23 protein-coding genes and 1 pseudogene are annotated in these 25,181 nt (G+C 67.2%); 12 read left to right on the forward strand and 12 right to left on the reverse strand.

Features of this window, described 5'->3' with window-relative positions:
- Positions 1-102: 102 nt before the first annotated feature.
- Entirely contained in the window at positions 103-528 is a 426-nt protein-coding gene (locus ACWEWT_RS00005; RefSeq protein WP_452554501.1) for a DUF6879 family protein, read from the reverse strand.
- A gap of 1,329 nt (positions 529-1,857) precedes the next feature.
- Between ACWEWT_RS00005 and ACWEWT_RS00010 the strand changes: the two genes are divergently transcribed.
- Both ACWEWT_RS00010 and ACWEWT_RS00015 read left to right on the forward strand, forming a co-directional pair.
- Entirely contained in the window at positions 1,858-2,334 is a 477-nt protein-coding gene (locus ACWEWT_RS00010) for a DinB family protein (RefSeq protein WP_452554503.1), read from the forward strand.
- Between the two features lie 297 nt (positions 2,335-2,631).
- The gene (locus ACWEWT_RS00015; protein ID WP_452554505.1) at positions 2,632-2,913 is read left to right on the forward strand and encodes a hypothetical protein; all 282 of its coding nucleotides are present in this window, start codon (positions 2,632-2,634) and stop codon (positions 2,911-2,913) included.
- A 218-nt stretch (positions 2,914-3,131) separates the two neighbouring features.
- On the opposite strand, the gene ACWEWT_RS00020 is transcribed toward ACWEWT_RS00015, so the two are convergent.
- The 3 genes from ACWEWT_RS00020 to ACWEWT_RS00030 form a co-directional block, all read right to left on the reverse strand.
- Entirely contained in the window at positions 3,132-4,028 is an 897-nt protein-coding gene (locus ACWEWT_RS00020; protein ID WP_452554507.1) for an RNA polymerase sigma-70 factor, read from the reverse strand.
- A gap of 96 nt (positions 4,029-4,124) precedes the next feature.
- A complete protein-coding gene (locus ACWEWT_RS00025; RefSeq protein ID WP_452554508.1) occupies positions 4,125-4,508 on the reverse strand; it encodes a DoxX family protein in 384 nt (127 codons plus the stop codon).
- A gap of 74 nt (positions 4,509-4,582) precedes the next feature.
- Positions 4,583-5,767: an NAD(P)/FAD-dependent oxidoreductase gene (locus ACWEWT_RS00030; protein WP_452554510.1), complete on the reverse strand. Its 1,185-nt coding sequence runs from the start codon at positions 5,765-5,767 to the stop codon at positions 4,583-4,585.
- A gap of 93 nt (positions 5,768-5,860) precedes the next feature.
- Between ACWEWT_RS00030 and ACWEWT_RS00035 the strand changes: the two are divergent.
- Positions 5,861-6,240 (forward strand): annotated as a pseudogene (locus tag ACWEWT_RS00035) (L-serine ammonia-lyase, iron-sulfur-dependent, subunit alpha); the annotation flags it as partial.
- A 138-nt stretch (positions 6,241-6,378) separates the two neighbouring features.
- Here the strand turns inward: ACWEWT_RS00035 and ACWEWT_RS00040 are convergent.
- The 3 genes from ACWEWT_RS00040 to ACWEWT_RS00050 all read right to left on the reverse strand — a co-directional run bounded on the left by ACWEWT_RS00040 (position 6,379) and on the right by ACWEWT_RS00050 (position 10,582).
- Positions 6,379-7,830, reverse strand: a complete 1,452-nt coding sequence (locus ACWEWT_RS00040) for an amidase (RefSeq protein ID WP_452554512.1) — start codon at positions 7,828-7,830, stop codon at positions 6,379-6,381.
- A 403-nt stretch (positions 7,831-8,233) separates the two neighbouring features.
- Positions 8,234-9,385, reverse strand: a complete 1,152-nt coding sequence (locus tag ACWEWT_RS00045; protein WP_452554514.1) for an acyl-CoA dehydrogenase family protein — start codon at positions 9,383-9,385, stop codon at positions 8,234-8,236.
- Between the two features lie 27 nt (positions 9,386-9,412).
- Positions 9,413-10,582, reverse strand: coding sequence for an aromatic ring-hydroxylating oxygenase subunit alpha (locus ACWEWT_RS00050; RefSeq protein WP_452554516.1), 1,170 nt, complete (start codon positions 10,580-10,582; stop codon positions 9,413-9,415).
- Positions 10,583-10,735: 153 nt separating this feature from the next.
- Here ACWEWT_RS00050 and ACWEWT_RS00055 point away from each other — a divergent pair, with 153 nt between their 5' ends.
- The 3 genes from ACWEWT_RS00055 (at position 10,736) to ACWEWT_RS00065 (ending at position 14,187) form a co-directional block, all read left to right on the forward strand.
- A complete protein-coding gene (locus tag ACWEWT_RS00055) occupies positions 10,736-11,671 on the forward strand; it encodes a GNAT family N-acetyltransferase (RefSeq protein WP_452554518.1) in 936 nt (311 codons plus the stop codon).
- 183 nt (positions 11,672-11,854) lie between these two features.
- Positions 11,855-12,679: a mycofactocin-coupled SDR family oxidoreductase gene (locus tag ACWEWT_RS00060; RefSeq protein WP_452554520.1), complete on the forward strand. Its 825-nt coding sequence runs from the start codon at positions 11,855-11,857 to the stop codon at positions 12,677-12,679.
- 14 nt (positions 12,680-12,693) lie between these two features.
- Complete coding sequence (locus ACWEWT_RS00065) at positions 12,694-14,187, forward strand: aldehyde dehydrogenase (protein WP_452554522.1); 1,494 nt, start codon at positions 12,694-12,696, stop codon at positions 14,185-14,187.
- An 88-nt stretch (positions 14,188-14,275) separates the two neighbouring features.
- Here ACWEWT_RS00065 and ACWEWT_RS00070 read toward each other — a convergent pair whose 3' ends face one another.
- From ACWEWT_RS00070 to ACWEWT_RS00080, 3 genes are read right to left on the reverse strand one after another with little or no spacing between them, the layout of a single operon-like run.
- Complete coding sequence (locus ACWEWT_RS00070; protein ID WP_452554524.1) at positions 14,276-14,926, reverse strand: TetR family transcriptional regulator; 651 nt, start codon at positions 14,924-14,926, stop codon at positions 14,276-14,278.
- Positions 14,927-14,957: 31 nt separating this feature from the next.
- On the reverse strand, positions 14,958-15,869 hold the full coding sequence (locus tag ACWEWT_RS00075; protein WP_452554526.1) for an alpha/beta fold hydrolase: 912 nt from the start codon (positions 15,867-15,869) through the stop codon (positions 14,958-14,960).
- Positions 15,870-15,890: 21 nt separating this feature from the next.
- A complete protein-coding gene (locus tag ACWEWT_RS00080; RefSeq protein WP_452554528.1) occupies positions 15,891-16,676 on the reverse strand; it encodes an SDR family NAD(P)-dependent oxidoreductase in 786 nt (261 codons plus the stop codon).
- A gap of 153 nt (positions 16,677-16,829) precedes the next feature.
- On the opposite strand from ACWEWT_RS00080, the gene ACWEWT_RS00085 reads away from it, so the two are divergent.
- The 6 genes from ACWEWT_RS00085 to ACWEWT_RS00110 all read left to right on the forward strand — a co-directional run bounded on the left by ACWEWT_RS00085 (position 16,830) and on the right by ACWEWT_RS00110 (position 22,792).
- Positions 16,830-17,780, forward strand: a complete 951-nt coding sequence (locus ACWEWT_RS00085) for a PDR/VanB family oxidoreductase (RefSeq protein ID WP_452554530.1) — start codon at positions 16,830-16,832, stop codon at positions 17,778-17,780.
- Between the two features lie 34 nt (positions 17,781-17,814).
- Positions 17,815-18,606 carry an enoyl-CoA hydratase-related protein gene (locus tag ACWEWT_RS00090; RefSeq protein WP_452554532.1) on the forward strand — a complete coding sequence of 264 codons (792 nt, stop codon included), beginning with the start codon at positions 17,815-17,817 and terminating at the stop codon, positions 18,604-18,606.
- Between the two features lie 202 nt (positions 18,607-18,808).
- Entirely contained in the window at positions 18,809-19,675 is an 867-nt protein-coding gene (locus tag ACWEWT_RS00095) for an SDR family NAD(P)-dependent oxidoreductase (protein ID WP_452554534.1), read from the forward strand.
- Between the two features lie 42 nt (positions 19,676-19,717).
- Complete coding sequence (locus ACWEWT_RS00100) at positions 19,718-21,235, forward strand: class I adenylate-forming enzyme family protein (protein WP_452554536.1); 1,518 nt, start codon at positions 19,718-19,720, stop codon at positions 21,233-21,235.
- Between the two features lie 5 nt (positions 21,236-21,240).
- The gene (locus ACWEWT_RS00105) at positions 21,241-22,089 is read left to right on the forward strand and encodes an enoyl-CoA hydratase-related protein (protein ID WP_452554537.1); all 849 of its coding nucleotides are present in this window, start codon (positions 21,241-21,243) and stop codon (positions 22,087-22,089) included.
- Between the two features lie 70 nt (positions 22,090-22,159).
- Complete coding sequence (locus tag ACWEWT_RS00110; protein WP_452554539.1) at positions 22,160-22,792, forward strand: TetR/AcrR family transcriptional regulator; 633 nt, start codon at positions 22,160-22,162, stop codon at positions 22,790-22,792.
- A gap of 304 nt (positions 22,793-23,096) precedes the next feature.
- Here the strand turns inward: ACWEWT_RS00110 and ACWEWT_RS00115 are convergent, their stop codons facing one another.
- Together ACWEWT_RS00115 and ACWEWT_RS00120 are read right to left on the reverse strand one after the other, a co-directional pair.
- Positions 23,097-23,858: a 3-hydroxyacyl-CoA dehydrogenase gene (locus ACWEWT_RS00115; protein ID WP_452554541.1), complete on the reverse strand. Its 762-nt coding sequence runs from the start codon at positions 23,856-23,858 to the stop codon at positions 23,097-23,099.
- Between the two features lie 28 nt (positions 23,859-23,886).
- Complete coding sequence (locus tag ACWEWT_RS00120; protein WP_452554543.1) at positions 23,887-25,080, reverse strand: thiolase family protein; 1,194 nt, start codon at positions 25,078-25,080, stop codon at positions 23,887-23,889.
- Positions 25,081-25,181 lie beyond the last annotated feature (101 nt).

The following is a 25,181-nucleotide window of genomic DNA, read 5'->3' on the forward strand; positions in this document are numbered from 1 at the left end:
CACCAGGGGGTTGTGCGGCGACGGGTGGTTCCCGGTGGAAATGCGCCGCAACGGTTGTCACAGCATTGCGGTTTTCGATCGGTATTCCCCCGGTCGAGCCGGTTACCGGGGGAGGGGACCGAGACCGTTACCCGCGTAGTGTAGGAAAACGACCAGCCTGTCATCGAACAGGTAGAAGTCGTTTCCCGGTAGCAGTGTCGACGACGCAGTCCGTCGCGGCACCCAGCGGATATCCTCACCAGCGTCGACCATCGGGTGTGCAATGCTGCGTGACCATCGCTGATAGTCGCTCAACGGCTCCGACACGATCCGTGCCCGCCGCACGGTCCGGCCTGCCGATACATGCGCACGCACTGTCGAACACCAGTCCTGTAGCCATTCCAGGTCATCCGGCTCGCCGGCGGCCCACTGCGCCATATGCGGCAATTCGACTGCTGTTCCGTAGGCGTCTCGCGTTTCGAGGTGGACCGACGATGTATCGAACGCGGTCAGTAGCCGTTCGAACTCGCCGTCACTGATCGATGTCACTGTCTCCCTGCCCGAAGAATGGAACCAACCTGTCCGGGATCTCGACACACGACTCACCCGCAGGGATACCCATTCGGGCAATCACTTCGGGATCGTCGACCACCCAACCTTGCACGACCCAGGAACCGCGGTCGGTTCGGTAGAGGGTCGGTGATCCCGTCGGATTCGAAGTGGGATCTTTGGCTACGAAGGTAATCCGCATTGCGGGTCCCCTGCCATCCTATTGCGCCTGATACGGCTGACCATCTTCTCCAGAGGTTGTGGAGGTGTCAAGCTGCGCCAGAGCGCGCAACAAGCGTGATTGCGCAGCACAGAATTATCGCAACTATTCGCAACTTCCTGGTCTCCGGAGGTTGCAGGGTCATAGCTTCGATTCAGCACCGGCGCCGGGTGAAACAGAAATCAGCGGAGTCGGATGTCGCACACGATCGGCCGATGAACGGCCCCGGCGCCGGTCGCTCCTCAACGGGATTACACCAGGGAGACATCGACGACGCACAGCGAGAAACCACCATTGCCGCGCCGTACCGGGAATCAGGCGATGGCCGCGACGCTGCAACTGTGGACCCCGCGGGGACCGGCTGGTGAAATGTGCCGACGGCAACACTGCCTACACTCCGCACCCGTCCGCCACGGTGTACTTGCCGAGCATCGGCGCAACCTCCCCACACCGTGCCCGTGGACCGGCATCCGCGTCCTGGACGAAGACTTGTGCGTGTGCGGTGGCCGACCGCGAATACCCCGCCGTTGCATGCTCGGGCCTCCCCGTTTCTGCAGTTTCGAGCTCACGGCGGTGTTCTGTCCCGGCTTTCATACGCGCCGAGAGTCAGTGCTGATCCCGTTGACGCGGGGCCGTATCGCCGAACACATCTGCGGGTTGCGCATAGTGGACGGACCGGACGGTCCACGCTCGGTGGAGGACCGGTGTCCGTGGTCGGGTGCCTTGCTGGTCGACCGGTGATCGCCGCGGTGAAATCGGCCGCGCAGCTACATCGGGAGATCGAATCGGCCAGTCCTGCACCTCGGTACATCACACTCCGCAGCGGAAACCACTGCCGCCGATCCGATTTCGCCGTCGAATGCGCCGCCCACGAACCGATCCGGCTCACCGAACACGCCCGCAGTCGGCCATGCTGGGCTGCTGGGCATCTCCTGATCGGCAGCCTCTGTGATCACTCCTCGGCGGTTGGCCGGGTCCATCGATCCCGATGGGGATTGTCACGAATTTCGGCGGCACCCTGAAATCGAACACGGTTGTTGTCCGCGAATTCCGACCGCTCCGACGTGGGCATCCGGTCACCATGTGGCTCGGCCATTTATCCTGACCGTGTGGCGCGCAGAGACTGGGAGAAGGTCCTCGACTCCAACCGGCAAGCACTGATCCGCGCAGTAGAACCTCTCACCGACGAACAGAGTCGCCGACGGATGGTCCCGTCACTGACGACTCCGATCGGGCTGATCAAGCATTGCGCCGCTGCCGAGCGCGTATGGTTCCAGCGCACCATCGGCAGACTCGACGAATCCCAGTGCGACGGCTACGCACGCGGTGACGACAATGGCTGGACTGTCCCACAGGGACAAACACTGGCCCAAGTCATCGCCGAGTACGAGGCCGCTGCGGCACGGTCCCGGGCGATCGCGCGGACCGTGACCGATGACGAGGTCTTCGTGCATTATCGTCGCGGCACGGTCAGCTTCTCCTGGATCTGCGCACACATGATCGAAGAACTCGCCCGCCACGCAGGGCATGCCGACATCCTGGTCGAGCAGATCCTCGCCGCGGAAGGCGATTCGGGACTGGGCTGACAAGAAATCCTGACTGCCCGGACCGAAAGGTCTCGCCCTGCCGGACCGGAGACCTGGCCGCCACCGTGCCGCCGGAATTCACGGTCGCTCGATCTTGAAACCGGCACCCACTGCCGGCGGAATCGAGAAACACCGTTGTCTCTATCCATGGAAGCAGCCAGGCGGTCAGGTCGCCGGTGCGCTCGGATCTGCTCCGGTCCGGCAGGTCACCCTCGCGTCGGCGCGGGCGGCGCGGTCACCGATCAGCGCGCCGGGCGATCTGGTCGGTGCGGTCGACTGTCGTGCGAAGATACCGTCATGATCGAGTCGGCCGAGGAGTTCGTTCGGCTTCGCTGCAGCGAAGACCCTGCCGAGTACAATCGAGCGGCTCATGAAGAGGCGTCCGAGCAGACGTGGCGAGAGGTGATCGCGCGGTTCCCCGAGATGCGAGTCCGGGTTGCCCATAACAAGACAGTGCCCCTGAACATCCTCGAAGAGCTACGCGGCGATGACGAGTGGGTGCGCTCCATGGTCAGAGCCAAGCGCTCGTGGGCCCGAGCCCATCCCGAGGATGCCAAGCGGCTCGGGGATCCGGAATAGTGCTCGAGAACGATCCTCTCGGTCCCCCTGGTGGACAGCGGACCCCGAGCGCTGGGACCTCCCGCGGTGACCGACGACGATGTCACCGCGCTTCTTGCGGAACGACGCCGCTATTACAGCGACCTCCTTCGCGAGCGCGGCACAGTGATTCGGATCGACGGGGGATCCGGCGCATAGGCGCGACCGCGCAGCCCGAGACGGTACGCGGCCGTGGTCATTCATCGCAGGGTGAGCGGGGTCTCGGATTCGACGTGGGTCAGTTTCTCCGGGTTGCGAACGAAGTAGAGGCCCGTGATGCGGCCGTCCTCGATACTGGCCGCCATGACGCCGTCGAGCTCGCCGTCCAGGTGGAAGGCCAGTGCCGGGTTCCCGTTGACGACTGTCGGGCCGACGGTGAGGGCGGCATCGGTTTTCGCGAGACCACCGACGAAGAAGCGGATCACCTTGTCGGCGCCGATGATCGGCCGCAGCGCGGCCTGCTTGATGCCCCCGCCGTCGCTGAGGACGACGACATCGGGGGCGAGCACGTCGAGCAGGCTCTGCAGGTCCTGGGTTTCCAGCGCGCGCTGGAACGCCTCCAGCACTGCGCGGGTCTGGTTCGGGGTGACCGCTCGGCGTGGGCGGCGGGCCTCGACGTGGCGGCGGGCTCGGTGGGCGATCTGGTGGACGGCTGCGGGAGTCTTACCGACGGCGGCCGCGATCTCGTCGTAGTCGATTCCGAATGCCTCGCGCAGTACGAAGATGGCGCGCTCGGTCGGCGACAGTGTTTCGAGGACGAGCATGAGCGCCATCGACATGCTCTCGGCGAGCTCGACGTCCTGGGTCGTATCCGGGGCGGTGAGCAGCGGTTCGGGGAGCCAGGGTCCGACGTAGGACTCCCTGCGACGCTTCATGGTGCGCAGCCGGTTGAGCGCTTGCCGGGTAGTGATCCGGACCAGGTAGGCACGCGGTTCGCTCACTTGTCCCAGCTCGACCTTCACCCAGCGCAGCCAGGTTTCCTGGAGGACGTCTTCGGCATCGGCCGCCGATCCGAGCATCTCGTAGGCGACGGTGAAGAGCAGGTTGCGGTGGGCGAGAAAAGCTTCCGTTGCCGGGTTGGTCGCGTGGTCGCTCATTGCTCGGCTCCACCCTTTCGCGGCATGCGCCGGTTGTCGATGTTGGTCAATTGTGTAGGCACAGGAATGTGTCTCGTTCGTCGGTAATGTCTTCGGTCAGCCGGTGAAAGGTTCGATGACGAAGCGGCCCCAGGCGATGAATACCGCCAGCACGAGATAGACCGAGTTCAGGGCCACGAGTTTGTATTGACCGAGGCGACCGTGGGTGATCATGGCGCCGACCATGAGCACAGCCCAGCAGACGGCGGTGACCGGCACCATGACCGGTGCGATATCGAGTACCGCGGGCAGGATCAGGCCTATCGCGGCCAGGAGCTCCAGGACTCCGAGTGTTCTGACGAAACCGACGCCGGCGTCTCGGGTCCATTTTCCGCCGTCGTGCGCGGCCAATTTCTCCTTGGGGACGAACGTTTTGCTGATGCCGCCGCCCAGGGCGACCGCGGCCAGCAGTCCGGTCGCAATCCACAGGGTGAGGTTCATGGGTTTCTCCTTGCTCAGGTCGGTGGGTTCGGTGCCGAACCCACCGACCGCGAATGCTCGGCTGAACTGTGGGTTCAGTGGTGGACGGCCGCGCTGCGCTGTGCCCGCAGCAGCTGCCGACGCTTGTCGTCCTTGAACCCCCAGGTGAACGAGCCGGGCTCGGCGGCCTCATCGATCAATTCCTTGACCGTGCTACGGCAGGCGCGTTCCTTGATACCGGCAGCGAGGCGACCGCCGAGGGAGAACCTGTTCGCGGTGTCGTCCTCGGCGGCGAATTGCAGAGCCGCGGCGCGGCGGCCCAGGGCGATGCACTGGCCGAAGAACCCTATGTTGATGTCCGCGGGCCGGGCACCCGCGATCCGGGCCAGCACCGTGTCGGCGGCGTGCGCACCCAGTGGACGCGCGGTCTGGCAGCTCATCCGCAGCGGCAGGTCCGACGGTGCCGCCGAATCCCCGGCCGCGACGATGCGCATATCGTCCACGCTGGTCAACGTCTCGTCGGTGCGGAGGCGACCCACGGCGTCGGTGCTCAACCCGCTCCGGGTGGCCAGGTCCGGCACACTGAACCCCGCCGTCCAGATGGTCACCGCGCTCGGCAGTGTGCTCCCGCCGCTGAGTTCGACGGTAGCGCGGGTCACCGCCGTCACCCTGGCCTCGCCGCCTTCGAGCACGGTCACGCCGAGATCGGTCAGCCGCCCGGCCACCGAGCGCCGAACGCGTGGGTGCAGATACGGGCCGAGTATCCCGCCGCACACCAGCGTCACGACGCGGCCCTGCTCGGCCAGCTCGGCGGCGACCTCGATACCGGTCGAACCGGCTCCGACGACTGTCACCGCGGCCGTGGCGGGTGCGGCCTCGAGGACCGGCCGCAGCCGCTGCGCCTCCTCCAGGCCGCCGACCGGGTAGGCGAACTCGGTCGCCCCGGACACCGTCGCGTGGGCGCTGCCACTGCCCACCGCGTAGATCAGATAGTCGTAGCCGACCGTGCCCCCGCCCGCCAACGTCACTCTCTGCCCCGCCGCGTCGATCCGTTCCGCGGTGTCCACCACCAGCCGGACGCGCTCGCCCAGGATCTTCCGGTAGTCGACGACCGCCTGGTGCGACCCGCCCACGACCTGGTGCAGGCGGACCCGCTCGACGAAACCCGCGCGCGGGTTGATCAGCGTCACTGCCACGTCGTCGCGCTGTGTCAGGCGATTGGCCGCCATGACACCGGCGTATCCGCCGCCGATCACGACCACATCGATGTGCCCGGTCATGCTGTCTCCTTCGTTCGAGGGGTTCGGGCACAAGACACCGCGCGACCGGAGATTCTGACAACATGTGAGGCGGATCACTTCATATCAAGGCGACCGGCCTCGATCTCCGGCGCCGAGGCCGGTTGCCAGGGCGAGGTCGGCTCGGCGTGCGCCATGGCGGCGGGGGTCTGTGCGCTGTCCTGGGCGGCACGCCCGCCCAGGTCGAGTACGCCGCCGAGATCGCGATGGAGCACCATCTCGGCTCGACCTGTGATCCGGTCGGGGGCCTCGTGCAGATCCCGTGTATCGAACGGAACGGGATCGCCGCGGTGACCGCCCTGAGCGCGGCCAGGATGGCGCTCAACGGCGACGGAAAGCATGTCGTCTCCCTCGATACGGTCATCGAGACCATGCGCCAGACCGGACTCGATATGTCCGACAAGTACAAGGAAACCTCGACCGGCGGTCTCGCGCTCAACGTCGTCATGTGCTGAGCCGCTGGTCGATGTGCCCGAAACGGTCCGGCGCACGACGCGGTTGTCCGACGACTCTGCCGGGCCGCGAAGCCCTTTCGACCACCGGAGGAAGGGAACCTCCGCGCCTCGTCCCATCGCACCTTCGGGTAATACGCTCTATTCCGGTGCCCGGAAGCCGCCGATCTTCTGTTCGAGCAGTTCGGCCAGCCGCAGCGGGGTGCGGTCCTCGAACATCGGACCGATGAGCTGCACTCCTACCGGGAGCCCCTCGGGCGAGCGGCCCGCCGGGACGGCGGTGGCGGGCAGGCCGGGCATGGTGGCCACACCGGCCCAGACGAGCTGGTCGAAGTACGGATACTCGACGCCGTCGATATCGATGTGCCGGTCCTCCAGACCTCCGTCGTGGTTGTGTGGGAAGGCGGGAGTGGGCGTGATGGGGCAGACCACGACATCGAACTCGGCGAAGAGCTGCCGCCAGCTGTGGCGGTGGAGTTCGCGACGGCTGTTCGCCTCGACCCAGCCGCGGTGGCTGAGCACCATGCCGCGCAGCCGCGCCGCATCGAGACTCCGGTCGTCCGTGCTCAGGGCGGCGGCTCGGGTCCGCAGCTGTTCGTACACGTCGACGGGAAGACCCGCGGCGGCGTTCGACAGCATCAGCAGCATGTAGAGCGTCGCCGCTTCGGTCAGATCGGGCAGCAGTGGGCTGTGGCGTTCGACGCGGACGCCCTCGTCGACGAGTGCCTCGACGACCCGGTTCACGCCGGCCCGCACCGCCGATCCGGTCGGAATGAGCGGATGGTCCTCGATGACCAGGACCCGGAAGTCCGACAGCTGCTCGTGGCGCGCGGGCGGCAGCGCGATGTCGTAGGCGAGGCCGTGGGTCAGCGGGTCCGGTCCGGCCATCACGTCGAGCAGCAGCGTGAGGTCGCGGGCGGTGCGCGCCATCGGGCCGACGACGGCGAGGTCGAGGTCGACCGGCCGGGCCGGGCCGGGCGGCGCGACCATACCCCGGGTCGCCGCCAGCCCCAGGGTCGGCTTGTGCGCGTAGATTCCGCAGAAATGCGCGGGGGTGCGCAGCGAACCGGCGAGGTCGGAGCCGATGGACAGCGCGCCGAATCCGGTCGCCAGGGCCGCCGCCGAACCGCCGGAGGATCCACCAGATGTGCGGCTGTGATCCCACGGATTGTTGGTGGTGCCGTAGATCTCGTTGAAGCTCTGGATATCTCGCAGGATCTCCGGCACGTTGGTCTTCCCGAGGATCACCGCGCCGGCGGCCTTCAACCGCGATACCTGGACCGCGTCTTCGGCCGGTACGTAGTTCGCGTGCTGCGGTATGCCCCAGGTCGTGGGTAGCCCGGCGATGTCGTAGGACTCCTTCACCGTCACCGGAATGCCGAGCAGCGGCCGATTCTCGCCGCGGGCGCGCGCCTGGTCGGCAGCGCGTGCGGCGGTCCGCGCACGGTCGAAATCCGGTACACAGATCGCGTTGATCGCCTCGTCGTCGCGCTCGATGCGAGCGATCGCCTCGTCGGTCAGTTCCACCGAGGTGACGTCACCGGAATGCAGGGCGGCCGTGAGTTCTTCCGCCGAATGAAAACTCCAATTCATGGAATCCGACGCTATTGGTCCGCCGGAGAGGGCATAAAATGCCACGTCACACAACAGAAAGTCGAACGGACCACCCACGCCGGTGAAGTCACCCGGCTCGTTCTGCCCTCGAGGAAGTCCCGGCGCAGGTCACAGCATCGACAGCTGGCAGGTTCGCTGAGCGCAGGGCATATGGACGCCGCGCCGTGCAACGGGACGTATGTCTCACCACTCAGCTGTGTACCTGCCCCGGCGACAGGCTGTCCGGCCGAGACGGCACGCGGTGGAGCGGCGCTGGACCAGTAGTCAGGACACCTTCATCGGACAGCGTCGTGGGCCGAGACGCGGGCGGCCGTACCGGCGGCCGGACAGCGGGCACATCGGTACGGCACGGCCGTCGGTGTGGGTGAAGGCCGCGGATCGGTCAGCCCTTCATCAGGTCGCGGTGGATGATCTCCTTCATGATCTCGTTCGTACCGCCGTAGATCCGCTGGATCCGGTGATCGAGATACGCCCGCGCGACCGGGTACTCCATCATGTAGCCGTAGCCGCCGTGATACTGGACGCCCGCGTCGATGACCCGGCTCTGCAGTTCCGTCGCCCAGAGCTTGGCCTTCGCCGCGTCGACCGCGGTGAGCGTGCCGCGGTTGTGTTCCCGGACGCAGCGGTCGAGGTAGGCGCGGGAGACCTCCACGGCGGTGCGCAGTTCCGCGAGATCGAACCCCATGCCCTGGAATTCGCCGATCCGTTTGCCGAACGCCCGGCGCTCCTGCACGTAGTCCATGGTCCAGCCGAATACCGCTTCGGCCGAAACCTGGCCCGCGATAGCTATACCGAGGCGTTCCAGGGGCAGCGACTGCATGAGGTAGGCGAATCCGGCGCCCCGCTCGCCGAGCAGGTTCGCGGCCGGTACCCCGACCTTGTCGAAGAACAGTTCCGCGGTGTCCTGGGCGTGCAGGCCGACCTTGTCGAGTTTGCGGCCGCGGGTGAAACCGGCGGTACCGTCCTCGACCACGAACAGGCTGAACCCCTTGGACCCGGCATCGGGGTCGGTTTTGGCGAATACGATCACCAGATCGGCGAGGATACCGCTGGTGATAAAGGTTTTGGCGCCGTTGATGATCCATTCGTCGCCGTCGGGGACCGCGGTGGTGGTGGCGGCGCGCAGATCGCTGCCCGCGCCGGGCTCGCTCATCGCGATGGCGCCGATGGTCTGCCCGCTGACGAAACCCGGGAGCCAGCGGCGGCGCTGTTCGTCGGTGGCGTGGCGGAGCAGATAGTTGAGGACGATATCGTCGTTGGTGGAGAAACCGGACTGTAGCGCCGAGGCGCCGGCGCGGGCGATCTCCTCCTGGATGATCACGCGGTAGCGGTAGTCGGTTTCGGCGGGGCCGCCGAATTCCTCCGGTACGGACAGGCCGAGGATGCCCTGGCGGCCGGCGGCGAGCCAGGTATCGCGGTCGATGAGACGCTGCGCGTCCCACTTCTCCATATTCGGCACGACGTATTTGTCGACGAATCCGCGTACGGCGGCGCGGAAGAGCTCGTGGTCGTCGTCGAAGAGATCGCTCTCCACGGTCGGGTCTCCTTGGTTCTCGAGGTCTCAGGGCTGGGTGAGCAGTTGCTGTACGCCGCGGCGGAACACCTGATTGGCGACTTCGTTGCGGCCCAATATCATTCGTCCGGCGTTCGCGCTGGCCATACTCACCTGGGAATCGCGCAGCAGCGGAAAATCCTCGGCGTGCAGGACGGCCAGCAGGATCTCCCAGTTCTTGTCCCACAGCCGGGTCCAGCGCTCCTCGGTCATCTCGGTGTCCTCCACCTTGGGCACGATCAGCCGCATCTCCATCCGGCTGCGCTGCGGGTCGGTCGGGTGGGGTCGGAAGGTGAGCAGCTGGAAGTGGTCGGGCTGGCGCAACAGGGTGCTGTTGGGCAGCAGGAAGTGGGTCTCGGTGACGTGGTTCGCGAGGCTGCGGTCGCCGGGATCCTCCTCGATCCAGCGATCGATCGATTTGCGCGGGGCGATGAAGCGGCAGTGCCGGCCGAAATCGTCGAAGGCCAGCACATTGGTGTGGATATGCTTGGCGGCGGTATTGGGGTGCGCGTACTGGATGTGATACCCGTCCAGGAACGCGTCCTGCATGATCTTCCAGTTCACCGGCTCGTCGAAACCCTCTCCTTGCACTGTGACCAGCGATTCGAGGTTGTAGGACGCCAGGACCGCGTCCATCGCGGGCCCGAGCCAGGCGGCGACGTCGATCTCGGCGTCGGCGTCGTCGATCACCCAGACGAAGCCGTGGCGTTCCTCGGTGGGTAGTGCGACGAGGCCCATCTCCGCCCGTTCGGCCTCACCGAAGGTGTTGTCGCGGGTGATGGTGCGCAGACTGCCGTCGGTGTCGTAGGACCAGCGGTGGTAGGGGCAGGAGAACAACCGGCACCGGCCCTTCTCCTCCTTCTCGACCATCGCTCCGCGGTGGCGGCACAGGTTGACCAGGGTTTTGACGCTGCCGTCGCGCTGCCGGACCACGATCACGTTGTTCCGGGGCAGTTGCAGGGTGAAGAAATCGCCGGCGCGCGGAATTTCGGAACCGTGCGCGACGATGCTGGGCACCCGGCCGAAGACCAGATCGCGTTCGCGCTTGGCGACCGCGGTATCGGTGAACTCCTCCGGTTCGAACCAGGTGGTGTGTTCGAACTCGTCGGTGGTGTCGTTACGCAGGTGGTCGAGGGTGCGGCGAATGCGCTCCTCGCGGGGTGCTCCGACCTCGGTCATCGGGTTACCTCCAATCTGGTGCGCGACGGCGTGACCGCCGCCGATCCTTGCTTAAATCTAAACTAGTTAGTTTTAGCTGTAAAGCTCGGGCATTGCCCCGGAAACCGACTACCGTTAGATTTATTGGCATATTCCGCTCGTCGAGGAGTACGGATGATCTCTTACCGGTGGCGCCCCGAACTGGACGCCGAGGAACTCGCGCAGGTAACCGCGCTGGTCGGCACCGCGGCCGAATGCGATGCCGAGGCGGGTTTCTCCACCGTCGGCGCGAGCGTCCCGGCCGAACGTGCGCGCGAGGGCGTCCACATCGCTCACCTGCCCGTTCGGGCCCGGCGCGACTCGAGTGTGCACGCCGACGCCCCGTGGGTGACCGTGGCCTATCTGAACCTGCGGGTGGATCCGGACGGGCGGGGCACTGTGCGATTCGTGGTGCATCCGGACTACCGGTCGCGCGGTATCGCCACCCTGCTCGTCGAAGAGCTGGGTCTGGACACCGCCGCTGCGGGCGGCTGGTGCGGGACGGGTGCGCGGATATTGCGCGCCTGGGCCTACGGCACCCATCCCGCCACCGAACGGCTCGCCGCGCGATTCGGTATCGCCGCGGTCGACCGGCAGTGGACGCTGGTGCGGCATCTGTCCGGGCCCTGGGCCGTGCCGCTCGACGAGGTCGACGCCGGGCTCGGCATACCGGAATCGCACTCTGCCGAGGGGTGGGCCGACGCCGCGGAGTTCGCGGCGTCGGTACTGCCGGATTCGCCCGGCGCGGCATCGGTATCCGGGGCGGGTCGGGTCATCGCCGTACGGGACGCGGACGGTCCGGCCGGGCTGGTCCGGTTCGACGAGCGGACGGTGCCCTACGCCGAATTCCGTGGTATCCGGATCCGGGTCGCCGCCGTTGCGCCGCGGGCACGTGGGCGTGGACTCGGCTCGGCGCTACTGGTGCGTGCCCTTGGTGAGATGCGCGCCGCCGGGGCGCAGGTGGCGCTTATCCGGGTGGACCCCGCGCGGGAGCGCGCTGTCCGGATGTTGCGGCTGCTGTCCTTCGAGCAGGAGGAAACGCATACGCTGTTCGGCATCTCTGGTACATGAGATAAAAAACGTTTTCTGTTCGGTGTTGACCGAAGCGATCTCCCGCAGTACTTTGTTGTGACGCCACTCACAGCCTCTCGGCATCGGCGCCCCGTCCGCGACTGCAGCGAGCGGCCGGTTCGGCCGGGGAAATTCCGCCCCCGGCACCGAGCACTTCGAAAACTCAGCGAGAAAGAGAAATTCATGAATCGTCTCGACGGCAAGGTCGCGTTCATCACCGGTGTGGCGCGCGGCCAAGGGCGATCGCACGCCGTCCGGCTGGCCGAAGAAGGGGCCGCGATCATCGGGATGGATATCTGCGCGCAGATCCCCTCGGTGTTCTACCCGATGGCCACCGAAGAGGATCTCGCCGAAACCGTGCGCCTCGTCGAGAAGGCGGGTGGCCGGATCGTCACCAATATCGGCGACGTCCGGGATCGAGCGGATATCCAGCGTGCCTACGATGCCGGTCTCGCGCAGTTCGGCCATGTCGACACCGTGGTCGCCAATGCCGGCATCATGCCGGTCCTGGACAAGGGGAGTGAGCCGCAGGCCTGGCACGACGCCGTCGACACCATGCTCACCGGCGTCTGGCATACCTTGGAAGTCACCGTGCCGGCCATGATCGAGCGTGGCGAAGGCGGTTCCATCGCGATCACCAGCTCCGCCGCCGGGCTGCGCAGTATCGGCTTGAGCACATTCCCGGGGCAGGCCGGTTACTCGGCCGCCAAACATGGGGTCGTCGGGCTCATGCGGCTGTATTCGAAACAACTCGCGAAACACTTCATCCGCGTCAACACCATCCATCCGACCGGGGTGAATACGCCGATGGTCGCCAATGCCGAGTACGGCGCGTTCGTCAACGCGAACCCCGATGTGGCCAACGACGATGCGTACAAGAACCCGATGCCGGTCGAGCTGGTCGAGGCGATCGATATCTCCAATGCGCTGGTCTTTCTCGCCTCCGACGAAGCCCGCTACATCACCGGCGTCACCCTGCCCGTCGACGCCGGCTACAACAACCGCTGAGAAAGGCCTTTGCCGTGACAACCACCGACACCACTCTTTCCGCACCGCCGGTAGCCGACCGCGAGCAGGTCTTCATTGGCGGCCGCTGGACCGATTCCGCCGGCGACGAATGGATCGAACTGGTCGATCCGTGGAGTGAGCAGACCGCCGCCCGTATCCGCAGCGCCACCGAGCGCGATGTCCGGGACGCGGTGGACGCGGCCCGGCGATCGTTCGACTCCGGGGTCTGGGCCGGAAAGTCCATGGCCGAACGAGCCGAGGTGATCGACGAGATCGCGAACCGGCTCGCACAGCGGCAGGACGAACTCACCACCATCGGCGTTCTCGAGGTGGGGATACCGGTGACGGTCAGTGCCGGTACCCAGCAGATGACCGCGGCGCTGTTCCGCGCCGTCGCAGAAGAAGCCCGTACCTTCGCGGTACGCGAGGACCGGCCGCGCGCCGACGGTGGGATCTCGCGCATCCTGTCCGAACCCACGGGTGTCGTCGCGGCGATCATCCCGTGGAACGGTCCCATCGGGACGATCGCGTTCAAGGTCGCGCCCGCGCTCGCGGCGGGGTGCTCGGTGATCCTCAAGGGTGCCCCGGACGCACCGCTGTCTCCGGCGGTGTTCGCCGATGTGATCGCCGAACTCGTGGCCGAGGGCCGGATTCCGGAAGGGGTGGTGAGCGTACTCATCGCCGACCGCGAGGTGTCGGAGACCCTGGTCACCAACCCCGGCGTCGACCACATCACCTTCACCGGCTCGACCGTGGCCGGGCGGCGGATCGCCGCACTGGCCGGGGAGCGGATCGCCCGGGTCTCGCTGGAACTGGGTGGTAAATCCGCGGCCGTCATCCTGGACGACGCGGATCTGGACCACGTCCTGCAGTCGCTGCCGATGGGTGGCTGTATGCAGTCGGGGCAGGCGTGTATCGCGCTGACCCGCGTACTGGTATCGCGAAAGCGCCACGACGAGGTCGCCGCGGCGCTGTCGGCGGCCTATTCCGCACTGCCGATGGGCAATCCGTGGGCACCGGAGAATTTCCTCGGCCCGCTCGCCGGAGCGCGTCACCGGGAACGCGTGCAGGACTACATCGATGCCGCGGTACGGGACGGCGCCACCGTTCTCACCGGCGGCGGGCGTCCGGAGGGGCTGGATCAGGGCTACTTCGTCGCCCCCACACTGATCGACGGGGTGCGCAACGATATGCGGATCGCTCAGGAAGAAGTGTTCGGACCGGTCATCTCGCTCATCACCTATGAGGACGAGGACGATGCGGTGGCGCTCGCCAACGATTCGATCTACGGCCTGTCCGGTGCGGTGTACACCGAGGATCTGGAACGCGGTTACGCACTGGCCCAGCGGATTCGGACCGGGACCGTGAGTGTCAACGGATCGGTCATCGATTTCACCCTGCCGTTCGGTGGCTACAAGCAGTCCGGTATGGGCCGGGAAGGCGGCGTCGAGGGGCTGGCGGAGTTCTTCGAGACGAAAACGGTTCATATGCCGGCGCCCGCGCAATAGCGACCGCGTACCCGCGCGGGAGCCGACACTGCGCCGGATCGGCCGGTACGAGGAATCCTCTCTCGTACCGGCCGAGTTCGTTTCGGGATCAGGCGGACGCGGCGTTGGCCGGCACCGCGATCTCCGCGTCGCGCATCACGCCGTGCAGGAAGCTGCGCACCATTTCCTCGAACAACTGCTTCGAGGTCTTGGTGTTCTCCGCCAGCGCGTCGGCCAGCACCGGCTGGGATGCCGCGTCGACATTCGGGAAGATCGTGGTCCGGGTACTGGGCCCGCGCATCGCCTCGGTGAGTGCGGCACCCACGGTGATCCGCTCCATCCCGTCGAGGATCTGGACGTGCAGATGGGCCGGTACCCCCGAATCCGCGAGGAAACGCGCCGTTTCCTCGTAGGTGCTGATGAGCAGGTCCCGGGGCAGGTACTGCAGCAGGATCGGCGCGGCATTGCGATGACGCAGAATCGAGCGGCGCAGATTCATCGCCAGCGCGACGAAGAACTCCGGCCAATCCGGCCCGGGCTTGCGGCGCGGAATACTGCCCGCCCCGGCGATCTGGCGGGCGACGGCGGCCAGGATCTCCGATTTGTCCGCGAAATGGTGGTACAGCGAGGGGGCGCGTACACCCAGGTGTTTGGCCAGCCGTGGCAGACTGAACGCGTCCAGGCCCTCGGTGTCGATGATCTCGATGGAGGCCGCCACCACCGAGGAGCGGCTGATCAGCGGTTGCGACGGGCGAGGCATAGGTGGCTTTCCGCTCGGGTCGCCAGGCGATTTACCTAGCGTCGTGAGGTTGATCGTATCGTGCGGACGGTCGGAGCCGGGGAGGTGCCACCGACTCGTCGAGGAAGGCGAGCAGTCCCTCGGTCAGCACATCGTTGTCGTCACCGCCGACCATATGTCCGGCCCCGTCGACGCCGATATGGCGGGCGTGCGGAATCGACTCCAGCAGATCCCGGACACCCTCGGGCCCCACCACATCCGACTGCCGTCCCTGGATCAGCAGGGTGGGCACCGTGATCCGCCGCGCCGCCGCACGCGCCCGCTGTTCCCGGAGCTCGGCCCGGTCGGGACCGTTGTCGCGATGGCTGATCACCCGCGGGTCCCAGTGCCAGTACCAGCGGCCGTCCCGCAGCCGCAGATTCTTGCGCAGTCCGTCCGGACGTGGCGGGCGTGGCCGGTGCGGGTTGTACGCGGCGACGGCCGCGGCGGCCGCGTCGAGCGAATCGAAACCGGACAGGCCGTTACGCATGAAGGTGGTGACCCGGTCCACGCCGTTCGTTTCGGCAACCGGGGTGATGTCGACCAGCACGAGCGCGCGGGCCAGGTCCGGATGCGCGCCCTGGGCGAGGAGTCCGGCCATCCCGCCCATCGAGGCGCCGACCACGACGGGCGACTGCCCGAGATCCGCGACCACGGAGACCAGGTCCCGGGCATGGGCGGCCAGGGAATAGTCGCCGTCCGCGGCCCAGTCGCTGTCACCGTGGCCGCGGGCGTCCAGGGTCAGCGCGCACCAGCCGTCGTTAGCGAGATGGAGGCCGGTGCGCCGCCAGGAATGCCGGGTCTGCCCGCCGCCGTGCAGGAGCAGCACGGTGCCGCGGCCCGCGTCCGCCGCGGGATCGAAGCGTTCGGCGACGAGTCCGACGCCCGCGCCCCGCAGGCGGACAACAGTGCTGGTCGAGGTCATATGCGAGAGCTCCTCTGCTGCTCAGTGACCGGAGGTGCCGCCGTCGACGGCAAGGGTGGATCCGGTGATGTAGCCGGAAGCCGGGCCGACGAGAAATACCACCGCGGTATCGATCTCGCGCTGGGTGGCGGTGCGGCCGAGTGGGCAGTCCCGGAGGAATGCGTCGAGGGTGTCGCGGGACATCTCGCCGATCATGTCGGTATCGACGAATCCCGGCGCTATCGCATTGACCCGGATCCCTTTTCGCCCGGCCCACTGGTTCGAGAGATCGCGCGTGAGCCCGATGAGTCCCGCCTTGCTGGACGCGTAGGCGGCCTGCGGCAGGACCGATTTGATCAACCCGAGCATGCTCGCGATATTGACGATGCTCGATCCCGGCGCCATCACCCGCGCACATGCCCGCGCCATCCAATACGCGCCGAACAGGTTGACCTCGAGCACATTCCGGTAGTCGCCGGGATTCTCCCGGGTGGCCGGTGCGGTATGCGTGACACCCGCATTGTTGACCAGCGCATCGAGCCGGCCGAACTCCGCGACGGCGGCGTGCGCCAATGCCTCGCACTGGCCGGGGTCGGTGATATCGGTCGGTACCACCAGGCAGCGGCGCCCCCGGGCGGTGACGCCGGCGGCCACCTGCTCGAGGTTGTCACGCCGCCGTCCCGCGACCACGATATCGGCGCCCGCCTCGGCCAGCGCGTGGGCGAATCCGGCACCGAGCCCGCTGCCCGCCCCGGTGACCACGGCTACGCGTCCGGTCAGGGAGAAGAGGTCCAGTACCGATCCGCTCGGCGGCGCGGTCGTATCCATCCACGCGGCTCCTTTCGTCTCGTTGTTTAGCTAACAACATTAGTTTTACTATCGCAAGGGCTCCGGTGGGCAATCCGATCACATGGCCCTTGCTATCGGATAATCTAAAGCCATAAGATTTAATGAAGCGGAAATCAGTGGACGGGAGCGGTGATGAGCGATAGTCGGGCGACCCGCCGGATGTGTGTGGTCGGTAAGGAATCGGCCGCGGACGGTGTCGTCACCGTGACGCTCGCCGAACCGGACGGCACCACGGTGCCGGAGTGGGAGCCCGGCGCTCATATCGATCTCGTCCTGGGTGACATCACCCGGCAGTATTCGCTGTGTGGCGATCCCGGGGACCGGTCGTCGCTGTGTGTCGCGGTGCTCCGGGAATCCGACGGGCGAGGCGGATCGGTCTACGTCCACGACAAGCTGGAAGTCGGCGATCTGCTCGAAGTCGGTGGACCTCGCAACAACTTCACACTGGTGGAGGCCCCGTCGTACCTGTTCGTCGCCGGCGGGATCGGCATCACTCCGTTGCTGCCGATGCTGCGTTCGCTTGCCGGACGAGGACGGTCGTGGCGATTACTGTACGGCGGTCGGTCGCGGGGGAGTATGGCCTTCGCCGCCGATCTGGCGAGCGCGTATCCCGAACAGGTCCGGGTGAATCCGCAGGACGAATACGGCCTGCTCGATCTGGCGACCGCGCTGGACGGCGCCGAGCCGGGTACCGCGGTGTACTGCTGTGGTCCGGAGCCGCTGCTCCAGGCGATCGAAGCCGGTTGCCGGGAACGCGATCACCTCGCCCTGCATATCGAACGGTTCGCTCCCAAAGAAGTCGCCGGGGCGGCCACCGGCGCCTTCGAGGTCGAACTGGCACGCAGCGGCACGGTGGTGGCCGTCGCGGAATCGGAGTCGGTGCTCGACGCCCTGCAGCGCAGCGGTGCCGAGGTCGACTTCTCCTGCCGGGAGGGCACCTGCGGAACCTGTGAGGTCGCCGTCCTGGCCGGCCGCCCGGAACACCGTGATTCCGTACTCACCGAGGATGAGCAGGCGGCGAACGACGCCATGATGATCTGCGTTTCCCGCAGTCGGACGCCTCGTCTCGTGCTCGATCTCTGACCCACGCCCCCGCGTTGTCCGTTCAGGAGGAACCGTGTCCTTACCCCAGCCCTCGGCGCTGTACGAAGTGCGCGACCATACCGCCCTTGTCACTCTGAACCGCCCCGATGCCCTCAATGCCGTGAACGCGGCGCTGTCGGCGGCGGCCGGAGCCGCGCTGGAGCGGGCCGCCACCGACCCGCAGGTCCGGGTCGTGGTGATCACCGGCGCCGGACGGGGATTCTGCGCGGGGGCGGATCTCAAGGAGATCGCCGCCGGTCGGAGCATCTACGACCCGGATCATCGGGAATGGGACTTCGCCGGAATCGTGCGGCATCGGATCGATAAACCGGTGATCGCCGCGGTCAACGGGTTCGCGCTCGGCGGCGGTACCGAGATCGTGCTCGCCGCGGATCTCGCCGTGATCGACGAGAGCGCCACGCTGGGATTGCCCGAGGTCCGGCGGGGACTGCTCGCCGCCGCGGGCGGCCTGCTCCGGATCCACCGCCAGGTGCCCGCCAAGGTCGCCGCCGAGATCGCGTTCACCGGGGAGCCGATCTCGGCGGCTCGGGCATACGAACTGGGCCTGGTCAACAGGATCGCGCCGGCCGGTACCGCCCCGGCGGTCGCCCTCGAGCTGGCGGGCGTGATCGCCGCGAACGCGCCGCTATCGGTCCAGCAGAGCAAGAGGGTGCTGTACGAGAGTGCCGCCTCGGACACCGGTTGGTCGGCGGCGGAATGGGAGGTGAACCGCGCGGCCGCGAAAGTGGTCATGTCCAGTGCGGATGCCCAGGAAGGGCCGCGTGCGTTCGCGGCGAAACGGGAGCCACGGTGGACAGGTAACTGAGTGCCCGGATGGGCATGCTTATCAAATTACAAATCGTGATTGACGTATCACAGCTCGCTCTGTAGCGTGAGTCACACGGCGACCGGTCCCCCGGACGCCTCGGCTCGCACCGTGACTCCCTACCGGTGCACTCGACTCGAATCATCCAGAATCACCGACGCCGGAGATCCGGCCGTCACTTCGTGGGCAAAGGAGCTCGCAGATGAAACTCCAGGACAAGGTCGCGATCATCACGGGCGGCGGCTCCGGCCTCGGCCGGCAGTCCGCCCAGCTGTTCGCGTCCGAGGGCGCGCGCATCGGGGTGGTCGATATCGACCCGGAACGCGCGAAGGGGACCGTCGAACTGGTGCGGGAACAGGGCGGCGAAGCCATCGCCCTGGTCGCCGATGTCAGCAAGAAGGCCGAGATCACCGAGGCGGTGACCCGGACCGTCGCCGAGTTCGGAAAACTCGACATCATGTTCGCCAACGCGGGCGTCGTCTCCCGCGGCGGCGTCCCGTCGGTGGCCGGTGGCGAGCAGGTCGCCTTCGAAGATCTCACCGAAGCGGACTGGCACCATGTCCTCGGCGTCAACCTCAGCGGCGTTGTGTACGCGGCACAGGCGGCGGTGCCGGCGCTCGAGGCCAACGGCGGCGGGGTCATCCTCGCGACCTCCTCGGCCGCCTCGATCGCCGCCTATCACAGCATCGCGATGTACTCGGCGACCAAAGCCGGTGTCAACGGCCTGGTGCGCGGTTTGAGCCTCGACCTCGGCAAACGCGGTATTCGGGTCAATGCCATCGCCCCCACGCACGGGATGTCGCCGAACTTCCTGGCCCCGGCCGGCACCCCGGTGGTCGGCAAGTCCTACGAGGAGGTCGCCGGACCGTGGGAACCGGCGGTTTCCCCGATTCCGCTGAAGCTGAACCGCCCGCCCTCGCTGCTGGACAACGCCCGCGCCGCCCTGTTCCTGGTATCCGACGATTCCGCCTACATCTCCGGGGTCACCCTGCCCACCACGGACGGCGGCACCCTGTCCCGGGTCGCGATGTGGTTCGACGAGGACCGCGGTTTCACCGAGGTTTCCTGAGCCGCGGACCATCCCGACGCCGTTCACAGAAGAAGGACAACGATGGCTGCGACAATCGGATCGGCCCTGCGCTGGTGGGCCGAGACCAAAGGAGACCAGCGGGCGCTGATCGTCGAAGACGAGGCACTGACCTACCGGGAGTTGCAGGACTGGTCGAGTCGAGTGGCCCGCCGGCTGGCCGATATCGGGATCTCCCCAGGTGAGCGGGTGGGCGTACTCGGCCCGAACTCGCTGATCTGGCCGGTACTGGCGCTCGGGGTGCTCAAGGCGGGCGCGGTGCTGGTGCCGTTGAACCCCCGGCTCAAACCGGCCGAATTGCGCAAAGTGCTCGACGATTCCGGTGCCGTACTGGCTGTCGCGCCGGCCGAATTCGCCGAGCCGATCGCGCAGACCCGGGAGCTGGGCCGTGATTTCGCGGCGCGGTTCTTCGACGAGTTCACCGCCCTGCGGGCCGGGGAACGCGACGATTTCCGCATCGACGTCGACCGGGACGATCCGGTCGCGCTGTTGTTCACCAGCGGTTCGACCGGTCTGTCGAAGGGCGTCATCTGTACCAACCGGACACTGCTGGATATCGTCTTCGAGGCCACGCTCACCGAGGAGGGCCTGCGCCCCGGATCGACATCCCTGCTGCTGCTTCCGCTGGTGTTCACGCCGGGCGTGGTGTGGGGGCTGGTCATGGCCGTGGTGCTGGGTAACACGCTGGTGGTCGAGAAGGAATTGCGGCCCGAGCGGGCGGTCGCGCTGATCGGCGAGCACCGGGTGAACACCCTGTTCGGCGTGCCATTGGTCTTCGAGGCGATCGCGCGCACTCCCGCCTTCGCCGAAACCGATGTCTCGTCGTTGCGCACCGCCATCGTCGGCGGCGCGGCCGTCGCGCCGGCACTGCTGAAGACCTGGGCGGACAAGGGGGTCGAGCTGCGCCAGATCTACGGTATGACCGAAGCGGGCGGCGTCGCCACCGCGACCAAACGCGCCGAGACGTTCACCCATCCCGATACCTGTGGTGCCGGCTCGATCTTCAGCGAGTTGAAGGTGATCCGCCCGGACGGTACCGAAGCCGACCCCGCCGAGGAGGGTGAGATCGTGCTCCGCGGACCCGGTGTCACCCCCGGCTATTGGAACGATCCGCAGTCCACCGCGCAGGCATTGCGGGACGGCTGGCTGCACAGCGGCGATCTGGGCACCCGCGACGAGAACGGCCGGATCAAGTTCGTCGATCGGATGAAGGATCTGATCATCACCGGCGGTATCAATATCTCGCCGGTCGAGATCGAACGGGTGATCGGCGAACTCGCCGGCGTGGCGGAGGTCGCGGTGATCGCCGCGCCCGACGAGCGCTTCGGCGAGACACCGGCCGCCATCGTCACCGCCGGCGCCGATATCGACGCCGCGGCGGTGGTGGCGCACTGCGAACGGCTGATGGCCGACTACAAGGTGCCCCGGTATGTGGTGATCCGGTCCGAACCGCTGCCCCGGCTGCCCAACGGCAAACTGTCCAAAACCGCGGTACGCGACGAATACCGTGACGTGGCGGACCGATTCGAGAAGGTGCGCTGAACCCGATGACCGATTCCCCGGACAGTTCCCCGGTAATGCTCGAGCGGGACGGTGAGATCGCGATCCTGCGGTTGCACCGGCCGGATCGGCTCAACGCCTTCACCGACCGGATGTGCGAGCGGTTGCTCACCGCCATGGACGAGATCGACGCCGACGATTCGGTGCGTGCGGTGGTGCTCACCGGTTCCGGCCGGGCGTTCTGTGCCGGTGCGGATCTGGCCGCAGGCAGTGACACCTTTGCGCTCGGTGCGGACCCCGCCACCGGAGACGCGCCGGCGGATCAGGGCGGGCTCGTGGCACTGCGTTTCTACCGGTCCACCAAACCGATCATCGCGGCGATCAACGGCCCGGCGGCCGGCGTCGGTGTCACCATGACACTGCCGGCCGATATCCGGATCGCCTCGGAAACCGCGAAATTCGGCTTCGTCTTCACCCGGCGGGGCCTTGTGCCCGAGGCTTGCTCCTCGTGGTTTCTCCCGCGGATCGTCGGTATCTCCACCGCGCTGGAGTGGACCCTGAGCGGGCGCATGGTCGGCGCGGACGAAGCCCGGGGCCGTGGTCTGGTGCGCGAGATCGTGCCGGTCGACCGAGTGCTCGAGCGTGCGCTCGAACTCGCCCGTGAGCTCGTCGACGGGACCTCGCCGGTCTCCGTCGCACTGACCCGCAGGCTGATGTGGCGGATGCTGGGCGCGAGCGATCCCGAGGTGGCCCACCGCGCGGATTCGCTCGGTATCTATCTGCGGGGAGTGTCCGGCGATGTCCGGGAGGGCGTCGAATCGTTCCTGGACAAACGTGCCCCTCGATTCCCCGACCTGGTCTCCGCGGGTCTACCCGATCTGTTCGGTGACGTGTAACCGAAATCCCGATTGCTAACATTCACCGGTCTCGGCATCCTGCCGGGTGCAGGACAGGAGGGGTGCGGACATGGCTCGACGGCGGACCGGAAGCGTCCTCAGCGAGGACCCCGAGGAAGCGCGCCGCCAGATCCTCACGGCCGCCGAGGTGGTTTTCGAGCGCTGGGGCGTCGCCAAGACGACCATGGACGATATCGCCAAGGAAGCCAATGTCTCCCGGCCCACCGTCTACCGCTACTTCGGCGACCGCGACAGCCTGATCACCGCGTTGATCGAAGTCCGGGCGCGGGCCATGTTCACCCGCGCCCGGACTTTCCTGCGCAAACGCGAAACCTTCGCCGAACAGGTCGTCGACGGCCTGATCTATCTGGTGAACATCGGCCGCAAGGATCCGGTGGTGCGGTTGATCGTGAGCCCCGAGCATATGGATCTGGCCACCGCACTGGTCGGCAGTTCCGGTCTCGCCGCCCGGCTCACCGAAGAGATGTGGGCGCCGGTACTCCAGGAGGCGCGCGCCCGCGGTGAGGTGCGCGAGGACCGGACCGATACCGAGATCTGCCAGTGGATCGCGCTGGTGGAACTGATCCTGGTGGGCCGGATGGATTTCGGTTCCGATTCCGACCCCGACCACCGGCGAATGCTGACGAAATTCTTGTTGCCGGGAATCGTCACGCCCGACGCCGCGGCCCGCGCGGGTATCTGACGCCCGGCGGCCGGTTCCTGCCGTTCCCGCGCCGGACTTCGCGTCGTCCCGAACGGCGGCAATGGATCCGAGCACAGCTCGACCGGCTCTTGCCGACAGAGTCGGCCCTCCTCGGTGGGCTCGTCGGCGATACGATCAGTGACGCATATCGTCTCGAAACCGATCTGGATTCGGTCGGGGTCGCGGGAACGTGCGGATATCCGTAGCCGGTCACCGGACCGCGGCAAGCCACTCCCCGGTCATCATGCGAGCGAACCGGGCGGCCCCCGCGTTCGGAGACCGCCCAGGTACTTGCCCGACTCGATCAGCGTGGTGCCATCCGAATCGCCCCGTCGAGGCGGATGGTCTCACCGTTGATCATCGGGTTCGTCACGATATGCGCGACCAGCGCGCCGTATTCGGCGGGATCGCCCAGCCGGGACGGGTGCGGAACCTGCGTCCCGAGAGACTGCTGAGCTTCCTCGGGCAGCGAACCGAGCAGCGGCGTCCGGAAGAGCCCGGGTGCGATGGTGTTGACCCGGATCAGCAGCGAGGCCAGATCACGGGCGATGGGCAGGGTCATCCCGACGACGCCGCCCTTGGAGGCGGAGTAGGCGGCCTGTCCGATCTGCCCCTCGAACGCGGCGACCGACGCGGTATTGACGATGACACCGCGTTCCTCCCCGACCGGTTCGTTCCTCGCGATACGTTCGGCGGCCAGCCGCAGCACATTGAAGCTGCCCACCAGGTTCACATTGATCACCTTGGTGAATTCGGCCAGCGGGAACGCGCCGCGCTTGCTCACGGTCTTGATCGCATTGCCGATCCCGGCGCAGTTCACCGCGATCCGCAACGGTCCCAGGGTCTCCGCGGTATCGAGCGCCGCGGCGATCGCCGCTTCGTCGGTGACATCGGCGGGGGCGAAACGGACCCGGTCGCCGAGTTCCGCGGCGACACTCGCGCCGGCGGAGGCGGGCAGATCGACTACGACGATCCGAGCACCTTCGGTGAGCAGCGCCTTCGTCGTCGCCAGACCGAGTCCCGAGGCGCCGCCGGTGACGACGGCGACAGTATCTTCGATACGCATGGTTCTTCCTATCCGGATGGAGTCGAGTTCAGAGTCGTTCGATCACAGTGGCATTGGCCATCCCGGCCCCTTCGCACATCGTTTGCAGGCCGTAGCGGCCGCCCGTCCGCTCCAGGTGATTCAGCAGAGTCGTGAGCAGGCGCGTCCCGGACGAGCCGAGCGCATGCCCGAGTGCGATGGCACCACCGACCGGGTTGAGCCGGGCCGGGTCCGCGCCCAATTCGTGTGCCCAGGCCAGCGGCACCGGCGCGAACGCTTCGTTCACTTCGTAGGCGTCGATATCGTCGATTCCGAGCCCGCCCTTGGCCAGCGCCTTCCGGGTGGCGGGGATGGGCGCGGTGAGCATGAACACCGGATCGTCGCCGGCCACCGCGAAGGAATGGAAACGCGCTCGCGGGCGCAGCCCCAGCCGGGATGCTGCCTCTTCGCTCATGATCAGCACAGCGGACGCGCCGTCGGTGAGCGGTGAGGAGTTGCCGGGAGTGATCTGCCACCGCGCCTCCGGGAAGCGCGCCGCGAATTCGTCGGTGCGGAACGAAGGGGCGAGACCGGCGAGGCCCGCGGTGCTGGTCGCGGCGCGGACGGTCTCGTCCACGGTGTGCGAGACGGTGGCGCCGGCGGTGTTCACCACGTCGATCGGTACGATCTCCCGGTCGAACCATCCCTCGGCGCTCGCGTGCGCGGCGCGCTGGTGGGATTGCGCGGAATACCGGTCGAGGGTTTCCCGGTCCAGTTTCCATTTCGCCGCGATGAGTTCGGCGGAGATGCCCTGGTGCACCAGACCGTCCGGGTAGCGGGCGGCGATACCGGGCCCGGCGGCGTCCCGGCCGATCGGGGAGGTGCCCATCGGAATCCGGCTCATCGACTCGACACCGCAGGCGATGGCGATATCGTAGGCCCCGGCGAGCACGCCCTGGGCGGCGAAATGCGCGGCCTGCTGGCTGGAACCGCATTGGCGGTCGATGGTCGTGGCCGGTACCGAGTCGGGAAAGCCGGCCGAGAGCAGTGCCGTGCGCGAGATATTGAGTGCCTGCTCGCCGACCTGCTGTACGCATCCACCGATCACGTCGTCGACCTGGGCGGGATCGATTCCGGTGCGGTCGATCAGGCGGCGCAGTACATGCGCCAGCAATTCCACCGGATGCGTCGCGGACAATGCTCCGCCCGCCTTCCCCTTACCGGAGGCGAGACGGACGGCGTCCACGATGACCGCGTTCGGCATATCGATTCCTTTCGTCGACTGCGGCCCGGGAGTCGGCCCGCGCGCCCGGCGAACCTGCCGGACTGGGCGGGATATCCCTGGTCCGGCGGCCGGGCGAACCT

This window comes from Nocardia sp. NPDC003963, from assembly GCF_053605105.1.